22 protein-coding genes are annotated in these 14,482 nt (G+C 64.3%); 20 read left to right on the top strand and 2 right to left on the bottom strand.

All coding sequences use genetic code 11. The features are described from left to right. The first annotated feature begins 290 nt into the window (after nucleotides 1-290). The 20 genes from rplN to dsbD all read left to right on the top strand — a co-directional run bounded on the left by rplN (nucleotide 291) and on the right by dsbD (nucleotide 12,081). Nucleotides 291-659, top strand: a complete 369-nt coding sequence (gene rplN, locus AC1Z3O_RS00200) for a 50S ribosomal protein L14 (RefSeq protein ID WP_010812388.1) — start codon at nucleotides 291-293, stop codon at nucleotides 657-659. 9 nt (nucleotides 660-668) lie between these two features. Next, nucleotides 669-977: a 50S ribosomal protein L24 gene (rplX, locus tag AC1Z3O_RS00205; protein WP_483512703.1), complete on the top strand. Its 309-nt coding sequence runs from the start codon at nucleotides 669-671 to the stop codon at nucleotides 975-977. Nucleotides 978-1,002: 25 nt separating this feature from the next. Continuing rightward, a complete protein-coding gene (gene rplE, locus AC1Z3O_RS00210) occupies nucleotides 1,003-1,545 on the top strand; it encodes a 50S ribosomal protein L5 (protein WP_071010125.1) in 543 nt (180 codons plus the stop codon). A 9-nt stretch (nucleotides 1,546-1,554) separates the two neighbouring features. Then, nucleotides 1,555-1,860, top strand: coding sequence for a 30S ribosomal protein S14 (gene rpsN / locus AC1Z3O_RS00215; RefSeq protein WP_483512704.1), 306 nt, complete (start codon nucleotides 1,555-1,557; stop codon nucleotides 1,858-1,860). 27 nt (nucleotides 1,861-1,887) lie between these two features. After that, nucleotides 1,888-2,283 carry a 30S ribosomal protein S8 gene (gene rpsH / locus AC1Z3O_RS00220; RefSeq protein ID WP_483512705.1) on the top strand — a complete coding sequence of 132 codons (396 nt, stop codon included), beginning with the start codon at nucleotides 1,888-1,890 and terminating at the stop codon, nucleotides 2,281-2,283. Between the two features lie 9 nt (nucleotides 2,284-2,292). Further along, nucleotides 2,293-2,826: a 50S ribosomal protein L6 gene (gene rplF, locus AC1Z3O_RS00225; RefSeq protein WP_483512706.1), complete on the top strand. Its 534-nt coding sequence runs from the start codon at nucleotides 2,293-2,295 to the stop codon at nucleotides 2,824-2,826. 11 nt (nucleotides 2,827-2,837) lie between these two features. After that, complete coding sequence (rplR, locus tag AC1Z3O_RS00230; RefSeq protein ID WP_483512707.1) at nucleotides 2,838-3,194, top strand: 50S ribosomal protein L18; 357 nt, start codon at nucleotides 2,838-2,840, stop codon at nucleotides 3,192-3,194. A gap of 20 nt (nucleotides 3,195-3,214) precedes the next feature. Beyond that, complete coding sequence (rpsE, locus tag AC1Z3O_RS00235; RefSeq protein WP_483512708.1) at nucleotides 3,215-3,733, top strand: 30S ribosomal protein S5; 519 nt, start codon at nucleotides 3,215-3,217, stop codon at nucleotides 3,731-3,733. A gap of 11 nt (nucleotides 3,734-3,744) precedes the next feature. Beyond that, nucleotides 3,745-3,927, top strand: a complete 183-nt coding sequence (rpmD, locus tag AC1Z3O_RS00240) for a 50S ribosomal protein L30 (protein ID WP_071010115.1) — start codon at nucleotides 3,745-3,747, stop codon at nucleotides 3,925-3,927. Between the two features lie 22 nt (nucleotides 3,928-3,949). After that, the gene (rplO, locus tag AC1Z3O_RS00245) at nucleotides 3,950-4,384 is read left to right on the top strand and encodes a 50S ribosomal protein L15 (RefSeq protein ID WP_483512709.1); all 435 of its coding nucleotides are present in this window, start codon (nucleotides 3,950-3,952) and stop codon (nucleotides 4,382-4,384) included. A 48-nt stretch (nucleotides 4,385-4,432) separates the two neighbouring features. Further along, the gene (gene secY, locus AC1Z3O_RS00250) at nucleotides 4,433-5,776 is read left to right on the top strand and encodes a preprotein translocase subunit SecY (protein WP_483512710.1); all 1,344 of its coding nucleotides are present in this window, start codon (nucleotides 4,433-4,435) and stop codon (nucleotides 5,774-5,776) included. 23 nt (nucleotides 5,777-5,799) lie between these two features. Then, entirely contained in the window at nucleotides 5,800-6,018 is a 219-nt protein-coding gene (gene infA / locus AC1Z3O_RS00255; RefSeq protein WP_483512711.1) for a translation initiation factor IF-1, read from the top strand. 31 nt (nucleotides 6,019-6,049) lie between these two features. Then, entirely contained in the window at nucleotides 6,050-6,166 is a 117-nt protein-coding gene (gene rpmJ, locus AC1Z3O_RS00260) for a 50S ribosomal protein L36 (RefSeq protein ID WP_008642959.1), read from the top strand. Nucleotides 6,167-6,185: 19 nt separating this feature from the next. Next, on the top strand, nucleotides 6,186-6,551 hold the full coding sequence (rpsM, locus tag AC1Z3O_RS00265) for a 30S ribosomal protein S13 (protein ID WP_483512712.1): 366 nt from the start codon (nucleotides 6,186-6,188) through the stop codon (nucleotides 6,549-6,551). A 25-nt stretch (nucleotides 6,552-6,576) separates the two neighbouring features. Further along, nucleotides 6,577-6,975 (top strand): 30S ribosomal protein S11, encoded by a 399-nt coding sequence (rpsK, locus tag AC1Z3O_RS00270; RefSeq protein WP_211955705.1) that lies wholly within the window; start codon nucleotides 6,577-6,579, stop codon nucleotides 6,973-6,975. Nucleotides 6,976-7,268: 293 nt separating this feature from the next. After that, nucleotides 7,269-7,892: a 30S ribosomal protein S4 gene (gene rpsD, locus AC1Z3O_RS00275; protein WP_483512713.1), complete on the top strand. Its 624-nt coding sequence runs from the start codon at nucleotides 7,269-7,271 to the stop codon at nucleotides 7,890-7,892. A gap of 181 nt (nucleotides 7,893-8,073) precedes the next feature. After that, a complete protein-coding gene (locus AC1Z3O_RS00280; protein ID WP_483512714.1) occupies nucleotides 8,074-9,054 on the top strand; it encodes a DNA-directed RNA polymerase subunit alpha in 981 nt (326 codons plus the stop codon). A gap of 159 nt (nucleotides 9,055-9,213) precedes the next feature. Then, on the top strand, nucleotides 9,214-9,609 hold the full coding sequence (rplQ, locus tag AC1Z3O_RS00285) for a 50S ribosomal protein L17 (protein ID WP_483512715.1): 396 nt from the start codon (nucleotides 9,214-9,216) through the stop codon (nucleotides 9,607-9,609). A 123-nt stretch (nucleotides 9,610-9,732) separates the two neighbouring features. Continuing rightward, nucleotides 9,733-10,092: a divalent-cation tolerance protein CutA gene (gene cutA, locus AC1Z3O_RS00290; RefSeq protein WP_483512716.1), complete on the top strand. Its 360-nt coding sequence runs from the start codon at nucleotides 9,733-9,735 to the stop codon at nucleotides 10,090-10,092. A gap of 36 nt (nucleotides 10,093-10,128) precedes the next feature. Beyond that, nucleotides 10,129-12,081, top strand: a complete 1,953-nt coding sequence (gene dsbD / locus AC1Z3O_RS00295) for a protein-disulfide reductase DsbD (RefSeq protein WP_483517474.1) — start codon at nucleotides 10,129-10,131, stop codon at nucleotides 12,079-12,081. 45 nt (nucleotides 12,082-12,126) lie between these two features. On the opposite strand, the gene AC1Z3O_RS00300 is transcribed toward dsbD, so the two are convergent. Both AC1Z3O_RS00300 and hemB read right to left on the bottom strand, forming a co-directional pair. Beyond that, entirely contained in the window at nucleotides 12,127-13,362 is a 1,236-nt protein-coding gene (locus tag AC1Z3O_RS00300) for a magnesium transporter CorA family protein (protein WP_483512717.1), read from the bottom strand. A gap of 32 nt (nucleotides 13,363-13,394) precedes the next feature. Next, nucleotides 13,395-14,387 carry a porphobilinogen synthase gene (gene hemB / locus AC1Z3O_RS00305; protein WP_483512718.1) on the bottom strand — a complete coding sequence of 331 codons (993 nt, stop codon included), beginning with the start codon at nucleotides 14,385-14,387 and terminating at the stop codon, nucleotides 13,395-13,397. Nucleotides 14,388-14,482 lie beyond the last annotated feature (95 nt).

A 14,482-nucleotide genomic window follows, 5' to 3' on the forward strand; every position in this document is an offset into this window, starting at 1 on the left:
CAACGCGGTTTTAGCTTGACTTGCAAGTCCAGGGTTATGTTGCTATAATCCTGGACTTCCGCTTTATTGCGTTCGCCATAGCTGTACCACCCTGGCGGGCCTGTGAGGCGAGCCGAGGCCGAGCGGTCCTGGCTGGAGTGCATCTCCGGTCTGGGTAGCAAGGCGACTACCGACTTCAAAGTTGATCAACCCACGCGGTGCTGGCGCAAAGCCGGTTCCGACGGGACCAAGACTGACCGGCAGGTTTGCATTCCCGCAAGCCAGGCGGATTAAGTTGGGAAGATAACACCATGATTCAGACAGAAAGCCGGCTCGAAGTGGCCGATAACACTGGTGCGCGCGAAGTGCTGTGCATCAAGGTGCTGGGTGGGTCGAAGCGCCGCTATGCGAGCGTTGGCGACATCATCAAGGTGACCGTCAAGGACGCAGCCCCCCGCGGCCGCGTCAAGAAGGGCGACATCTATAACGCCGTCGTGGTCCGCACCGCCAAGGGCGTGCGCCGCGCTGACGGTTCGCTCATCAAGTTCGACGGCAATGCCGCCGTCCTGCTGAACAACAAGCTCGAGCCGATCGGCACCCGTATCTTCGGGCCGGTGACTCGTGAACTCCGTACCGAGCGCTTCATGAAGATCGTGTCGCTCGCGCCGGAAGTGCTGTAAGGAGCCGCCATGAACAAGATTCGCAAAGGCGATGAAGTCATCGTCCTGACCGGCAAGGACAAGGGCAAGCGCGGCACCGTGCAAGCCATGCTCGGCGACAAGGTCGCGGTTGCAGGCGTGAACGTTGCCAAGAAGCACGCTCGCCCGAACCCGATGCTGGGCACCACCGGTGGTGTGGTCGACAAGGTCATGCCCCTGCATATTTCCAACGTTGCGCTCGTGGATGCCAATGGCAAGCCGTCGCGCGTCGGCATCAAGGTCGAAGACGGCAAGCGCGTGCGCTTCCTGAAGACGACCGGCGCCGTCGTGGCTGCTTGATTCTGGGCACGTATAGGAGTTGAGCATGACAGCACGTCTGCAAGAATTTTACAAAGAACAGGTCGTCCCGAAGCTGATCGAGCAGTTCGGTTTCAAGTCGATCATGGAAGTGCCGCGCATCACCAAGATCACCCTGAACATGGGTCTGGGCGAAGCGATCAACGACAAGAAGGTCATCGAGCTCGCCGTTGGCGACCTGACCAAGATCGCTGGTCAGAAGCCCGTGGTGACGAAGGCCAAGAAGGCCATCGCCGGCTTCAAGATCCGCCAGGGCTATCCCATCGGCGCGATGGTGACGCTGCGCGGCGAGCGCATGTTCGAATTCCTCGATCGTTTCGTCACCGTGGCCCTGCCGCGCGTGCGTGACTTCCGTGGTGTGTCCGGCCGTTCGTTCGATGGTCGTGGCAACTACAACATCGGTGTGAAAGAGCAGATCATCTTCCCCGAAATCGAGTACGACAAGATCGACGCACTGCGTGGTCTGAACATCAGCATCACGACGACGGCGAAGAATGACGAGGAAGCCAAGGCGCTCCTCGCCGCATTCAAGTTCCCGTTCCGCAATTAAGGGGTAACCGTGGCTAAATTGGCTCTGATTGAACGTGAGAAGAAGCGCGCCAAGCTGGTGGCGAAGTTCGCCCCCAAGCGCGCAGCCCTCAAGGCCATTATCGACGACCAAGAGAAGTCGGAAGAAGAGCGTTACAACGCGCGTCTGGTGCTGCAACAGCTGCCGCGCAACGCTAACCCGACTCGCCAGCGCAACCGCTGCGCGATCACCGGTCGTCCCCGCGGTACCTTCCGCAAGTTTGGCCTGGCGCGTAACAAGATCCGCGAAATCGCCTTCCGTGGCGAAATCCCGGGTCTGACGAAAGCCAGCTGGTAATTACGCACAGGCTACAGGAGAAACAGTATGAGCATGAGCGATCCCATCGCCGATATGCTGACGCGCATCCGCAACGCCCAAGGCGTGCAGAAGGCGTCGGTTGTCATGCCGTCGTCGAAGCTGAAGGCAGCGATCGCCAAGGTCCTGAAGGACGAAGGCTACATCGACGACTACGCCGTGAAAGAAGAAGGCGGCAAGGCACAACTGAGCATCGGTCTGAAGTACTACGCAGGCCGTCCGGTCATCGAGCGCATCGAGCGCGTGTCGAAGCCCGGTCTGCGCGTCTACAAGGGCCGCAGCGAGATTCCGCAGGTGATGAACGGCCTGGGCGTGGCGATCATCTCGACCCCCCAGGGTCTGATGACCGACCGCAAGGCACGTGCCACCGGCGTGGGCGGCGAAGTTCTGTGCTACGTCGCTTAAGGAGTAACCATGTCCCGTGTAGGTAAGGCTCCCATCGCGCTGCCCAAAGGCGCGGAAGTGAACGTGGCGGCCGGCGTGCTCTCCGTAAAGGGCCCGCTTGGTACGCTGTCGCAAGAGATTCACAGCCTGGTCAAGGTCAATGTCGAGAACGACACGCTGACCTTCGCCCCGGCTGACGAGTCGCGTGAAGCAAACGCCCTGCAAGGCACCATGCGCGCCCTGGCGGCGAACATGGTCAAGGGCGTGACCACCGGCTTCGAGCGCAAGCTGAACCTGGTCGGCGTGGGCTATCGTGCCCAGGTCCAAGGTACTGCGCTGAAGTTCCAGCTTGGTTTCTCGCACGACGTGATCCATGAGATGCCGGAAGGCGTGACGGCAGCAACGCCGACGCAGACCGAGATCATCATCAAGGGTGCGGACAAGCAGAAAGTCGGTCAGGTTGCCGCGGAAGTCCGCGCGTACCGTCCGCCTGAGCCCTACAAGGGCAAGGGTGTGCGCTACGCCGACGAGCGCGTCATCCTGAAGGAAACCAAGAAGAAGTAAGGGGTGCAGAGATGAACAAGAAAGACGCTCGTTTGCGCCGTGCACGTCAGACCCGCGCGAAGATCGCGGAACTGAAGGTGAATCGTCTGACGGTGTTCCGCACGAACTCGCATATTTACGCTCAGGTGTACTCGCCGTGCGGCACCCAAGTGGTGGCCTCGGCTTCGACCCTCGAAGCAGAAGTGCGCAAAGAACTGACCGGCAGTGGTGCGACTACCGCCGCCGCCACCGTGATTGGCAAGCGCATCGCCGAAAAGGCGAAGGCTGCCGGCGTGGAAATCGTCGCGTTCGATCGCGGTGGCTTCCGCTTCCACGGTCGCGTGAAGGCCCTGGCTGACGCTGCGCGCGAAGCCGGCCTCAAGTTCTAAGCGCTAGAGAGAGATACGTCATGGCAAAGATGCAAGCAAAAGTCCAACAGGACGAACGCGACGACGGCCTCCGCGAGAAGATGATCTCGGTCAACCGTGTCACCAAGGTGGTGAAGGGTGGCCGGATTCTCGGTTTCGCTGCGCTGACCGTGGTTGGTGACGGCGACGGCCGCATCGGCATGGGCAAGGGCAAGGCGAAGGAAGTGCCCGTGGCCGTGCAGAAGGCGATGGACGAAGCCCGTCGCAAGATGGTCAAGGTCGCGCTGAAGAACGGCACGCTGCAACACGAAGTCGTTGGCAAGCACGGCGCCGCCAAGGTGCTGATGATGCCCGCCAAGGAAGGTACCGGCGTGATCGCCGGCGGCCCGATGCGCGCGATCTTCGAAGTGATGGGCGTGACCAACGTGGTGACCAAGTCGCACGGTTCGACGAACCCGTACAACATGGTCCGCGCCACGATCGATGGCCTGCAGAAGATGAGCACTCCGTCCGAGATCGCCGCCAAGCGCGGCAAGTCGGTCGAAGACATCCTCGGCTAAGGAGCCCGCAAATGTCGCAGAAAACCGTAAAAGTGCAACTGGTGCGCAGCCTGATCGGCACGCGCCAGGATCATCGCGCCACCGTGATTGGCCTGGGCCTGCGTCGCCTGAACTCCGTTTCGGAGCTGCAGGACACGCCCGCCGTGCGTGGCATGATCAACAAGGTCTCGTACCTGGTCAAGGTTCTGGCCTGATACCGGGAACTCGGAGAGCAAGATGCAACTGAACAACCTGAAACCGGCCGCCGGTTCGAAGCACGCCAAGCGTCGCGTCGGCCGCGGTATCGGCTCCGGCCTGGGTAAGACGGCTGGTCGCGGTCACAAGGGTCAGAAGTCGCGTTCGGGCGGCTTCCACAAGGTCGGCTTCGAAGGCGGCCAGATGCCCCTGTACCGTCGCCTGCCCAAGCGTGGCTTCACCTCGCTGACCAAGGCTTTCAACGCTGAAGTGACCCTGCGCGACATCGAGCGCCTGGAAGCCACCGAGGTGGACCTGCTGGTTCTGAAGCAGGCCGGCCTGGTCGGCGACCTGGTCAAGAGCGCCAAGGTCATCAAGGCCGGCGAGCTGACCCGCAAGGTGACGATCAAGGGTCTGGGTGCCACCGCTGGCGCCAAGGCTGCGATCGAAGCCGCTGGCGGCCAGATCGCGGAATAAACTAGCAGCTGATTTCGCAGTCAAGGCGAGTCACAGTCGGAGCATAGTTTGGCCACGGCGAAACCCAATGCAAGCGCGCTAGCCAAGAACACGGCGAAGTACGGCGATCTCAAGCGCCGGCTGATGTTCCTGGTGCTGGCCCTGATCGTCTACCGCATCGGTGCGCATATCCCGGTGCCGGGAATCGATCCGGACCAGCTGGCGAAGCTTTTCCAGAGTCAGTCGGGTGGCATCCTCGGGATGTTCAACCTGTTCTCGGGCGGTGCGCTGTCGCGCTTCACCGTCTTCGCGCTCGGCATCATGCCGTACATCTCGGCGTCGATCATCATGCAGTTGCTGACGATCGTGCTGCCGCAGCTGGAGTCGCTGAAGAAGGAGGGGCAGGCGGGGCAACGGAAGATCACGCAGTACACGCGCTACGGCACGGTGGTCCTGGCCACCTTCCAGGCGCTGTCGATCGCGGTCGCGCTGGAGTCGCAGCCGGGCCTGGTGCTGGATCCGGGCCTGATGTTCCGGGCGACGGCTGTGATCACGCTGGTGACCGGCACGATGTTCCTGATGTGGCTGGGTGAGCAGATCACCGAGCGTGGTCTGGGCAACGGCATCTCGATCATCATCTTCGGCGGTATCGCGGCGGGCCTGCCCAACGCGATCGGAGGGTTGTTCGAGCTGGTGCGCACCGGTTCGATGAGCATCATCGCCTCGATCCTGATCGTGGCGATCATCGGCGGCGTGACCTTCGCCGTGGTGTTCATCGAGCGCGGCCAGCGCAAGATCCTGGTGAACTATGCCAAGCGTCAGGTCGGCAACAAGGTGTACGGCGGTCAGTCGTCGCACCTGCCGCTGAAGCTGAACATGGCCGGGGTGATTCCGCCGATCTTCGCATCGTCGATCATCCTGTTCCCGGCGACCATCGCGGGCTGGTTCACCTCGGACTCGAGCAGTGCGGTCGGCCGGTTCATCAAGGACCTGGCTGCCACGCTCTCGCCTGGCCAACCGGTGTACATCCTGCTGTACGCGACTGCAATCGTATTTTTCTGCTTCTTCTATACGGCCCTGGTGTACAACAGCCGTGAAGTTGCGGACAACCTGAAGAAAAGCGGTGCCTTCATTCCTGGCATTCGTCCGGGCGAGCAGACGACGCGCTATATCGACAAGATCCTGGTGCGCCTGACGCTGGCTGGTGCGATCTACATCACACTGGTCTGCCTGTTGCCGGAATTCCTGGTGCTGCGCTGGAATGTTCCGTTCTATTTCGGCGGAACCTCGTTGCTGATCATCGTGGTCGTCACGATGGACTTCATGGCCCAGGTTCAGTCCTATGTCATGTCGCAGCAATATGAGTCGCTGCTGAAGAAGGCGAATTTCAAGGGTAATCTGACCTTGCGCTGAAGCCGGGTCGGTACGGGCTAGGTATGGCAAAAGACGATGTCATCCAGATGCACGGGGAGGTCCTGGAAAACCTTCCCAACGCAACGTTCCGTGTGAAGCTGGAGAATGGCCATGTTGTCTTGGGCCATATCTCCGGAAAAATGCGAATGAACTACATCCGGATTCTTCCGGGTGACAAGGTGACCGTCGAGCTGACCCCATATGATCTGTCGCGCGCACGCATCGTCTTCCGGACGAGGTGAAGCGAACAGGAAATGAAGGAAGAGGAAAATCATGAAAGTGCTGGCTTCTGTTAAGCGCATTTGCCGCAACTGCAAAATCATCAAGCGCAACGGTGTCGTGCGCGTGATCTGCTCGTCGGATCCCCGCCACAAGCAACGCCAAGGCTAATCGTAGAGAGGACTGACGAATGGCACGTATCGCAGGGGTTAACATCCCGAACCACAAGCATACCGAGATCGGCCTGACGGCTATTTACGGTATCGGCCGCTCGCGCGCCCGCAAAATCTGCGAGGCCACCGGCGTTCCTTTTGACAAGAAGGTCAAGGACCTGACTGACGGCGACCTGGAAAAGCTTCGTGATGAAGTGGGCAAGGTCACGGTCGAGGGTGACCTGCGTCGTGAGACCACGATGAATATCAAGCGTCTGATGGACCTTGGTTGCTATCGTGGCATGCGTCACCGCAAGGGACTGCCGATGCGTGGTCAGCGTACCCGCACCAACGCCCGTACCCGCAAGGGTCCGCGCAAGGCCGGCGTGGCTCTGAAGAAGTAAAGCCGAAGGCAGAGGAAGATAGACAATGGCAAAAGGTCCGAACAACGCCGCTCGCGCGCGTAAGAAGGTCAAGAAGAACGTCGCCGACGGCATCGCGCACGTCCACGCTTCGTTCAACAACACCATCATCACCATCACCGACCGCCAGGGCAACGCCCTGTCGTGGGCGACCGCCGGTGGCCAGGGCTTCAAGGGTTCGCGCAAGTCGACCCCGTTCGCTGCCCAGGTTGCTGCCGAGAACGCCGGCCGCGTGGCGCAGGACCAGGGTATCAAGAACCTGGAAGTGCGCATCAAGGGCCCCGGCCCTGGCCGTGAATCGGCTGTGCGCGCGCTGAACGCGCTCGGCATCAAGATCGCGATCATCGAAGATGTGACGCCGGTGCCGCACAACGGCTGCCGTCCGCCGAAGCGCCGCCGCATCTAAGCGCTTGGCACTGGCCGCGTCAGGGTTTCCCTGATGCGGCCGCTTGTGGTAGTATCGCGCGTTGGCCTGCCTCAGTTTCTTGCGGCAGGTTTTCGTTTTGTGTCGGCCCCCTGGCAGTCGTGGCCAGTCGGGACGGCAAAGAGTCATGCTGTTTTGCGCGGCCTTCAATCGGAAGGCCGCGCTGGATAAGCCCACCGTTCGTCGAGCCGCGCCGATATGGCGACAGGATCCGGCGGACTCGCGGCGCGTCGCCATGGGCGACGGCACGTCGCGATCGATCAAAGGAAGATAAAGTGGCACGTTATACCGGCCCGAAGGCCAAACTTTCCCGCCGCGAAGGCACCGACCTGTTCCTGAAGAGCGCACGCCGCTCGCTGGCCGACAAGTGCAAGCTGGACAGCAAGCCGGGCCAGCACGGCCGCACCTCGGGTGCCCGCACCTCGGACTACGGCAACCAGCTGCGTGAGAAGCAGAAGGTCAAGCGCATCTACGGCGTGCTCGAGCGCCAGTTCCGCCGCTACTTCGCCGAAGCCGACCGCCGCAAGGGCAACACCGGCGAAAACCTGCTGCAACTGCTGGAATCGCGCCTGGACAACGTCGTCTACCGCATGGGCTTCGGCTCGACCCGGGCTGAAGCACGCCAGCTGGTGTCGCACAAGGCGATCCTGGTGAACGGCCAGGCCCTGAACGTGCCGTCGGCCCAGATCAAGGCCGGCGACGTGGTGACCGTGCGCGAACAATCGAAGAAGCAAGTGCGCATCGCCGAAGCGCTGTCGCTGGCCGAGCAGTCGGGCTTCCCGACCTGGGTCGCCGTCGACTCCAAGAAGTTCGAAGGCACCTTCAAGCAAGCACCGGATCGCGCCGATATTGCTGGCGACATCAACGAAAGCCTGATCGTCGAACTGTATTCGCGCTAATCCCAGGCATTGGTCCGACGATTACGACCGGCCCAACGCTTGCGTTTTTCGCCAAGCTCCCTCTCCAGCCCGACGCGCTCCGGCGCGCCGGGCTTGTTGCCCATCGTTCGATGGGATGTTCAGGTTCCAAACGTCAGCCTTATCGGTGTAACGAGCCGAGGGTATTGAAAAGGACAACCTAATGCAAACAGCACTCCTCAAGCCAAAAATCATCGCCGTCGAGCCGCAGGGCGATCATCACGCCAAGGTCGTGATGGAGCCGTTCGAGCGTGGCTACGGGCATACGCTCGGTAACGCGCTGCGTCGCGTGCTGTTGTCCTCGATGGTCGGCTATGCGCCGACTGAAGTGACGATCGCTGGGGTGGTCCACGAGTATTCCACCATTGATGGCGTGCAGGAAGACGTGGTCAACCTGCTGCTGAACCTCAAGGGTGTGGTCTTCAAGCTGCACAACCGCGACGAAGTCACGGTTTCGCTGCGCAAGGAAGGCGAAGGCGTGGTGACGGCTGCCGATATCGAGCTGCCGCACGACGTCGAGATCATCAACCCGGGCCACGTGATCGCCCATCTGTCGGCCGGCGGCAAGCTGGACATGCAGATCAAGGTCGAGCAAGGCCGCGGCTATGTGCCGGGCAACGTGCGCAAGTTCGGCGACGAGTCGGGCAAGGTGATCGGCCGCATCGTGCTGGACGCCTCGTTCTCGCCCGTGCGCCGTGTGTCGTACGCGGTCGAGTCCGCCCGCGTCGAGCAGCGTACCGACCTCGACAAGCTGGTGATGAACATCGAAACCGACGGCGTGATCTCGCCCGAGGAAGCGATCCGCCAGTCGGCCCGCATCCTGGTCGACCAGCTGTCCGTGTTCGCCGCCCTGGAAGGCACCGAGTCGTCGGCGGAAGCCGCCTCGAGCCGCGCGCCGCAGATCGACCCGATCCTGCTGCGCCCGGTCGACGACCTGGAGCTGACGGTGCGCTCGGCCAACTGCCTGAAGGCCGAGAACATCTACTACATCGGCGACCTGATCCAGCGTACCGAGAACGAGCTGCTGAAGACCCCGAACCTGGGTCGCAAGTCGCTCAACGAGATCAAGGAAGTCCTCGCCTCGCGCGGCCTGACCCTCGGCATGAAGCTCGAGAACTGGCCGCCCGCAGGTCTGGAGAAGTAATTTGCACCGGGAGGCCGCGCAAGCAGCCTCCCGCGCAAGCGCGGCCGCCGGCATGTGCCGGCGGCTTCAACCGACTACCGGCCCGCGTCTGGAAGCAAGCTGCGGCAAGCGTCCGGCGATAGAAGAGCTGGTCAAACACTGAAATAGAAAGGAACCATCATGCGTCACCGTCATGGCCTGCGGAAACTGAACCGCACCTCGTCGCACCGTCTCGCGATGCTGCGCAACATGTCCAACTCGCTGTTCCAGCACGAGCTGATCAAGACCACCCTGCCCAAGGCCAAGGAACTGCGCAAGGTTGTCGAGCCCCTGATCACGCTGGCCAAGAAGGACACCGTCGCCAACCGCCGTCTGGCCTTCGCCCGCCTGCGCGACCGCGACATGGTCACCAAGCTGTTCACCGAACTGGGCCCGCGCTACAACGCACGTCCGGGCGGCTACACCCGCATCCTGAAGTTCGGCTTCCGTCAGGGCGACAACGCGCCGATGGCGCTGGTCGAACTGGTGGATCGTCCTGAGGTTGAAGAGACCTCGGCCGAAGAAGCCGCAGAATAAGGTTGCTGCGTCGCCCGACCGCAAGGACGGGTTGTCGCATACCGCCTACAATCGAGCCAGGCTGATGCCTGGCTCTTTTGTTTTGGGCGCGCGTTCGGCCGCATGAGAGGGAAAGGAGTCACGATGGAACGTGAAGGACAGGTGGAGCCGGCGCAACAAGTCTGGATGGTCATGACCACCTTGCCCGACGAGGCGAGCGCGCGTCAGATGACCGCCGCGCTGCTGGAGGCCGGGCTGGCCGCCTGTGTGAACCGCCTGGCGCCGTGCGAGTCGGAATACCGTTGGCAAGGCGCAATCGAGCAGGCCAGGGAATGGCCGCTGCTGATCAAGACCACGTCGGCGCGCTACACGGCGCTGGAAGCGGCGATACGCTCGGCACACCCCTACGAGGTGCCCGAGATCGTGGCGTGGCCGCTGGCTAGCGGCTTCGCGCCCTACCTGGCCTGGGTGCGCGCAGAAACCGCGCCGGCGGGCCAGCAATAAGACAGAACATTGGCGACACAGCTTCAGGGACAGGACATGGGCTTCGGCTTGGCGGCGGCACGGCAGGTACAGGGAGAGGTACAGGGTGTTTGGCGGGCGGACTGGCTGCGGCATATTGCCGCGGCCTGCATGATGGTGCTCGCCTGGCTGTGCCTTTCAGGTCCTGCGGCGGCGGCTTCGCAGGATGACTTCCTGCCGCCGGAGCAGGCGTTCCGCTTCGCTGCCCGCCAGATCGACCCGCATACGATCGAAGTGCGTTTCGACGTGGCCGATGGCTACCACCTGTACCGCGAACGCTTCGCCTTCTCCGCGCAGCCGGCCGGCGTGAAGCTGGGCCAGCCCGAGTTCCCGCCGGGCAAGGTGAAGTTCGATGAGAACTTCGGCAAGGAGATGGAGACCTACCACACCGGCGTCACCATCCGCGTGCCGGTGGAGTCCGCACCGGAAGGCGGCTGGACCTTGCTGGTGACATCGCAGGGCTGCGCCGACAAGGGCCTGTGCTATCCGCCGGCCGAGCATGTCTTCAAGGTGGGCGGCGGCGCGCTGGACGCGCTGCTCGGCAAGGCAGCGCGCAGCGAAGCGCCGCCGGCATCGGCCGAACCGATTCCATCGGCGGCACCCGCCGCACCCGCCGTGCAGGCCGGCGCCGCGCCGGGGGGCGACGACGGCGACCGCATCGCCGGTGCCCTGGCCAGCCGCAACCTGCCGCTGATCGCGGCGCTGTTCTTCGGTCTTGGCCTGCTGCTGACGTTCACGCCCTGCGTGTTGCCGATGGTGCCTATCCTGTCTTCCATCGTGGTGGGCGAGCACGTCACGCGCAGCCGCGCGCTCGTGGTGTCGCTGGCCTATGTGCTTGGCATGGCGGTGGTGTACACGGCTGTCGGCGTCGCCGCCGGCCTGCTGGGCGAGGGCCTGGCCGCCGCGCTGCAGAATCCCTGGGTGCTCGGCGCCTTTGCGGCCCTGATGGTGGGGCTGGCCCTGTCCATGTTCGGCCTCTACGAGCTCCAGCTGCCGCAGCGCTGGCAGACGCGGCTGACGGCATCGTCCAACCGCCGCCAGGGCGGCCAGGTGGCCGGGGCGGCGGCGATGGGCGCGATCTCGGCGCTGATCGTCGGCCCTTGCGTCACCGCACCCCTGGCCGGCGCCTTGGCCTACATCGCGCAGACCGGCGATGCCTTCACCGGTGGCGGCGCGCTGTTCGCCATGGCGCTGGGCATGGGCGTGCCGCTGGTGCTGGTGGGTGTGGGCGCCGGCAACCTGCTGCCGCGCGCGGGTCGCTGGATGGAAGCCACCAAGCGCTTCTTCGGCTTCCTGCTGCTGGGCGTGGCCATCTGGATGGTGAGCCCGGTGCTGCCTGCGTGGCTGGTGATGGCGGCCTGGGCGGCGCTGCTGCTGGTGGCGGCGGTCTTCCTGGGCGCGTTCGATTCGCTCGGCGCCGAGCCGCACGGCCTGGCGCGGCTGGGCAAGGGCCTGGGCCTGCTGGCGGCGCTGGCCGGCGCGATCCTGCTGGTCGGCCTGGCTTCCGGTGGGCGCGATCCGCTTCAACCTCTGTCTCACCTGGCCGCCGTGCATGAGGTCGGCGCGGCTTCGCCGGGCAAGCCTGGCCGCCGCGAGCTGCGCTTCGAGCGCGTCGCCTCGGTGGCTGAACTCGATGCGCGCGTGGCGCAGGCTGCCGCCGCGGGCAAACCGGTATTGCTGGATTTCTATGCCGACTGGTGCGTCAGCTGCAAGGAAATGGAGCGCTTGACTTTCAGCGACGCCGGCGTGCGCGAGCGCTTGTCCGGCGTGGTGCTGCTGCAGGCGGACGTGACCCGCAACAACGCGGACGACAAGGCCCTGCTCAAGCGCTTCGGCCTGTTCGGGCCGCCCGGCATCATCCTGTTCGGCGCCGACGGCGGCGAACGCCCGGTGCGCGTGATCGGCTACCAGTCGGCAAGCCGCTTCCTCGACAGCCTGCAGCGGGCGCTCGGCGCGGCCGAGCGTACTTGACGGTCTCCTCCGCGACGCGTGTCGCGGTGGCGGGCGGTCGCCCTCCTACCGGTCCAGCCGGCGGCCGAGCTGCCAGACCGCGCCCAGCACCACCACCACCGTCCCCATCAGGCCGATCGACCACCAGAAGCCCTCCGGCTCGTGCAGCCAGGGCATGCGCTCGAAGTTCATGCCGAAGATGCCGGTGATCAGCGTCAGCGGCATGAACAGCGCGGTGATCAACGTCAGCGTGCGCATGGTGCGGTTGGTGCGGTGGGCGACCGCCGAGAAGTGGATCTGTACGGCCGACTCGATCGAATCTTCCAGCCGCCGCGCATGGGCGAGCACGCGCGAGATGTGCTCCATCACGTCGTTGATGCGCACCAGCAGCACTTCGTCGCGGCCCGCGGGGCCGCCAGCCGTGGTGCCGCCACTTTCGGACTCGGTGCTGTAACGGTTGTCGAGCAGGCTGTCGCGGAACTCCTGCAGCGCGTCACGCTGCTCCTCGCTGAGGTGCTCGAGCCGGCGCAGCTGGATGCGGGCATCGAGCAGTCCCTCCCAACTCGAGAAGCCGCGCCGGGCGTTGAGCAGTGCCCGCTGCCAGCGGTCGAGTTGGCGCGTCAGCGGCGCGCGCAGTTCCAGGTAGCGGTCGACCATGGCATTGAGCAGCCGCAGCATCAGGTCCTCGGGCCGGGTCGGCGGCCGGATACCGTGCACCAGTGCGGCCTGGCCGTTGGCGCGTGCCTTGGCCGGCGGCGCCTGGCACAGCTCCAGCAGCCGCTGGCGGACCTGGTCGATGGTGCGCGACTGCGCGGGCCGCACAGTCACCAGCACATTGTCGAAAACAAAGAAGGCCACCGGCTGCGTGTCGATGCGCGCCAGCGCCGGCAGGAAGCCCGGTGGGTACCGCCGCGCCCTGGCCGTGGGGTCGGGCGCCGGCGCGCCCTCGCCTGTGGTGCCTGTGGCGGGCCCATCGCCCACCCCGCCCGCCCCCGCCTCCGCGATCAGCCGGCTGGTTTCCAGCGTCAGCTTGCGGAAGATCACCATGTCGTACGCATGGGTGGTATCGAAGTAGGACGGATGGACCGGATTGGTCGCATCGGCCAGGTGCAGGTCCAGCACGGGCGCGCCGGCCAGCACGGCCATCTGCTCGCGCCATGCAGCGGGCGCCGCTGTCACTTCCTCGATGGCGCAGTCGGCCCACACGAAGCGCGCCGCCGCGTTGCCGGCGAGGAAGTCGCGCGCGGCTTCCAGCGTGCCGAGCGGGTGGACCTGGCTGGCGGAAAAACCGAGCAGTTGCATGCGCGGCGCGGCGGTCTGCTGGCCGGCCGCGTTCAGCGTGCCAGCAGGCGCGCGGCGTCGCGCGCAAAGTAGGTCAGGATGCCGTCGGCGCCCGCGCGGCGGAAGGCGAGCAGCGATTCCATCATCGCCTTGTCGTGATCGAGCCAGCCATTCTGCGCGGCAGCCTTGAGCATCGCGTACTCGCCGCTGACCTGGTAGACGTAGGTCGGAAAGCGGAACTCGTCCTTCACGCGCCGCACGATGTCCAGGTAAGGCATGCCGGGCTTGACCATCACCATGTCGGCACCTTCCAGGATGTCCTGTGCCACTTCGCGCAGGGCCTCGTCGGTATTGGCCGGGTCCATCTGGTAGGTCATCTTGTTGCCCTTGCCCAGGTTGGCGGCCGAACCCACTGCATCGCGGAAGGGGCCGTAGAAGGCCGAGGCGTACTTGGCCGAGTAGGCCATGATGCGCGTGTGGATGTGGCCCGCATCCTCCAGTGCCATGCGCACCGCGCCGATGCGCCCGTCCATCATGTCCGAGGGCGCGACGATGTCGACGCCGGCCTCGGCCTGGATCAGTGCCTGCTTGACGAGGATCTCGACGGTGACGTCGTTGATCACATAGCCGTTGTCGTCCAGCACGCCGTCCTGGCCATGGCTGGTGTACGGGTCCAGCGCCACGTCGGTCAGCACGCCGAGTTCGGGGAAGCGGTCCTTCAGCGCGCGCACGGCGCGCGGGATCAGGCCTTCGGCGCGCGTGGCCTCGATGCCATCGGGCGTCTTGAGCGACGGGTCGATCACCGGGAACAGCGCGATCACAGGGATGCCGAGGTCGACGCAATCCTGCGCCACCGGCAGCAGCAGATCGATCGAGACGCGTTCCACGCCGGGCATCGAGGCCACGGCCTCGCGCTTGTTGTTGCCGTCGAGCACGAAGACCGGGTAGATCAGGTTGTCGGGCGACAGGCGGTGCTCGCGCATCATGCGGCGCGAGAAATCATCGCGTCGCATGCGGCGGGGACGGTATTCGGGGAAAGTGGACATGGGCGGAATCAGCGGTGAGAAGCGTCGGCCGAGGTGGCCGAACCTTGCGGCGCGGGTCCGTTGCCGGCGACCCTGCGAAAAAGAAAGTCCAGAAA

This window comes from Cupriavidus sp. 09_S30 (assembly GCF_056930435.1).

Coding starts and splice junctions, on each gene's coding strand:
- rplN (WP_010812388.1), top strand. CDS start 291: ATGATTCAGACAGAAAGCCGGCTCGAAGTGGCCGATAACACTGGTGCG.
- rplX (WP_483512703.1), top strand. CDS start 669: ATGAACAAGATTCGCAAAGGCGATGAAGTCATCGTCCTGACCGGCAAG.
- rplE (WP_071010125.1), top strand. CDS start 1,003: ATGACAGCACGTCTGCAAGAATTTTACAAAGAACAGGTCGTCCCGAAG.
- rpsH (WP_483512705.1), top strand. CDS start 1,888: ATGAGCATGAGCGATCCCATCGCCGATATGCTGACGCGCATCCGCAAC.
- rplF (WP_483512706.1), top strand. CDS start 2,293: ATGTCCCGTGTAGGTAAGGCTCCCATCGCGCTGCCCAAAGGCGCGGAA.
- rplR (WP_483512707.1), top strand. CDS start 2,838: ATGAACAAGAAAGACGCTCGTTTGCGCCGTGCACGTCAGACCCGCGCG.
- rpsE (WP_483512708.1), top strand. CDS start 3,215: ATGGCAAAGATGCAAGCAAAAGTCCAACAGGACGAACGCGACGACGGC.
- rpmD (WP_071010115.1), top strand. CDS start 3,745: ATGTCGCAGAAAACCGTAAAAGTGCAACTGGTGCGCAGCCTGATCGGC.
- rplO (WP_483512709.1), top strand. CDS start 3,950: ATGCAACTGAACAACCTGAAACCGGCCGCCGGTTCGAAGCACGCCAAG.
- infA (WP_483512711.1), top strand. CDS start 5,800: ATGGCAAAAGACGATGTCATCCAGATGCACGGGGAGGTCCTGGAAAAC.
- rpmJ (WP_008642959.1), top strand. CDS start 6,050: ATGAAAGTGCTGGCTTCTGTTAAGCGCATTTGCCGCAACTGCAAAATC.
- rpsM (WP_483512712.1), top strand. CDS start 6,186: ATGGCACGTATCGCAGGGGTTAACATCCCGAACCACAAGCATACCGAG.
- rpsK (WP_211955705.1), top strand. CDS start 6,577: ATGGCAAAAGGTCCGAACAACGCCGCTCGCGCGCGTAAGAAGGTCAAG.
- AC1Z3O_RS00280 (WP_483512714.1), top strand. CDS start 8,074: ATGCAAACAGCACTCCTCAAGCCAAAAATCATCGCCGTCGAGCCGCAG.
- rplQ (WP_483512715.1), top strand. CDS start 9,214: ATGCGTCACCGTCATGGCCTGCGGAAACTGAACCGCACCTCGTCGCAC.
- cutA (WP_483512716.1), top strand. CDS start 9,733: ATGGAACGTGAAGGACAGGTGGAGCCGGCGCAACAAGTCTGGATGGTC.
- dsbD (WP_483517474.1), top strand. CDS start 10,129: ATGGGCTTCGGCTTGGCGGCGGCACGGCAGGTACAGGGAGAGGTACAG.
- AC1Z3O_RS00300 (WP_483512717.1), bottom strand. CDS start 13,362: ATGCAACTGCTCGGTTTTTCCGCCAGCCAGGTCCACCCGCTCGGCACG.
- hemB (WP_483512718.1), bottom strand. CDS start 14,387: ATGTCCACTTTCCCCGAATACCGTCCCCGCCGCATGCGACGCGATGAT.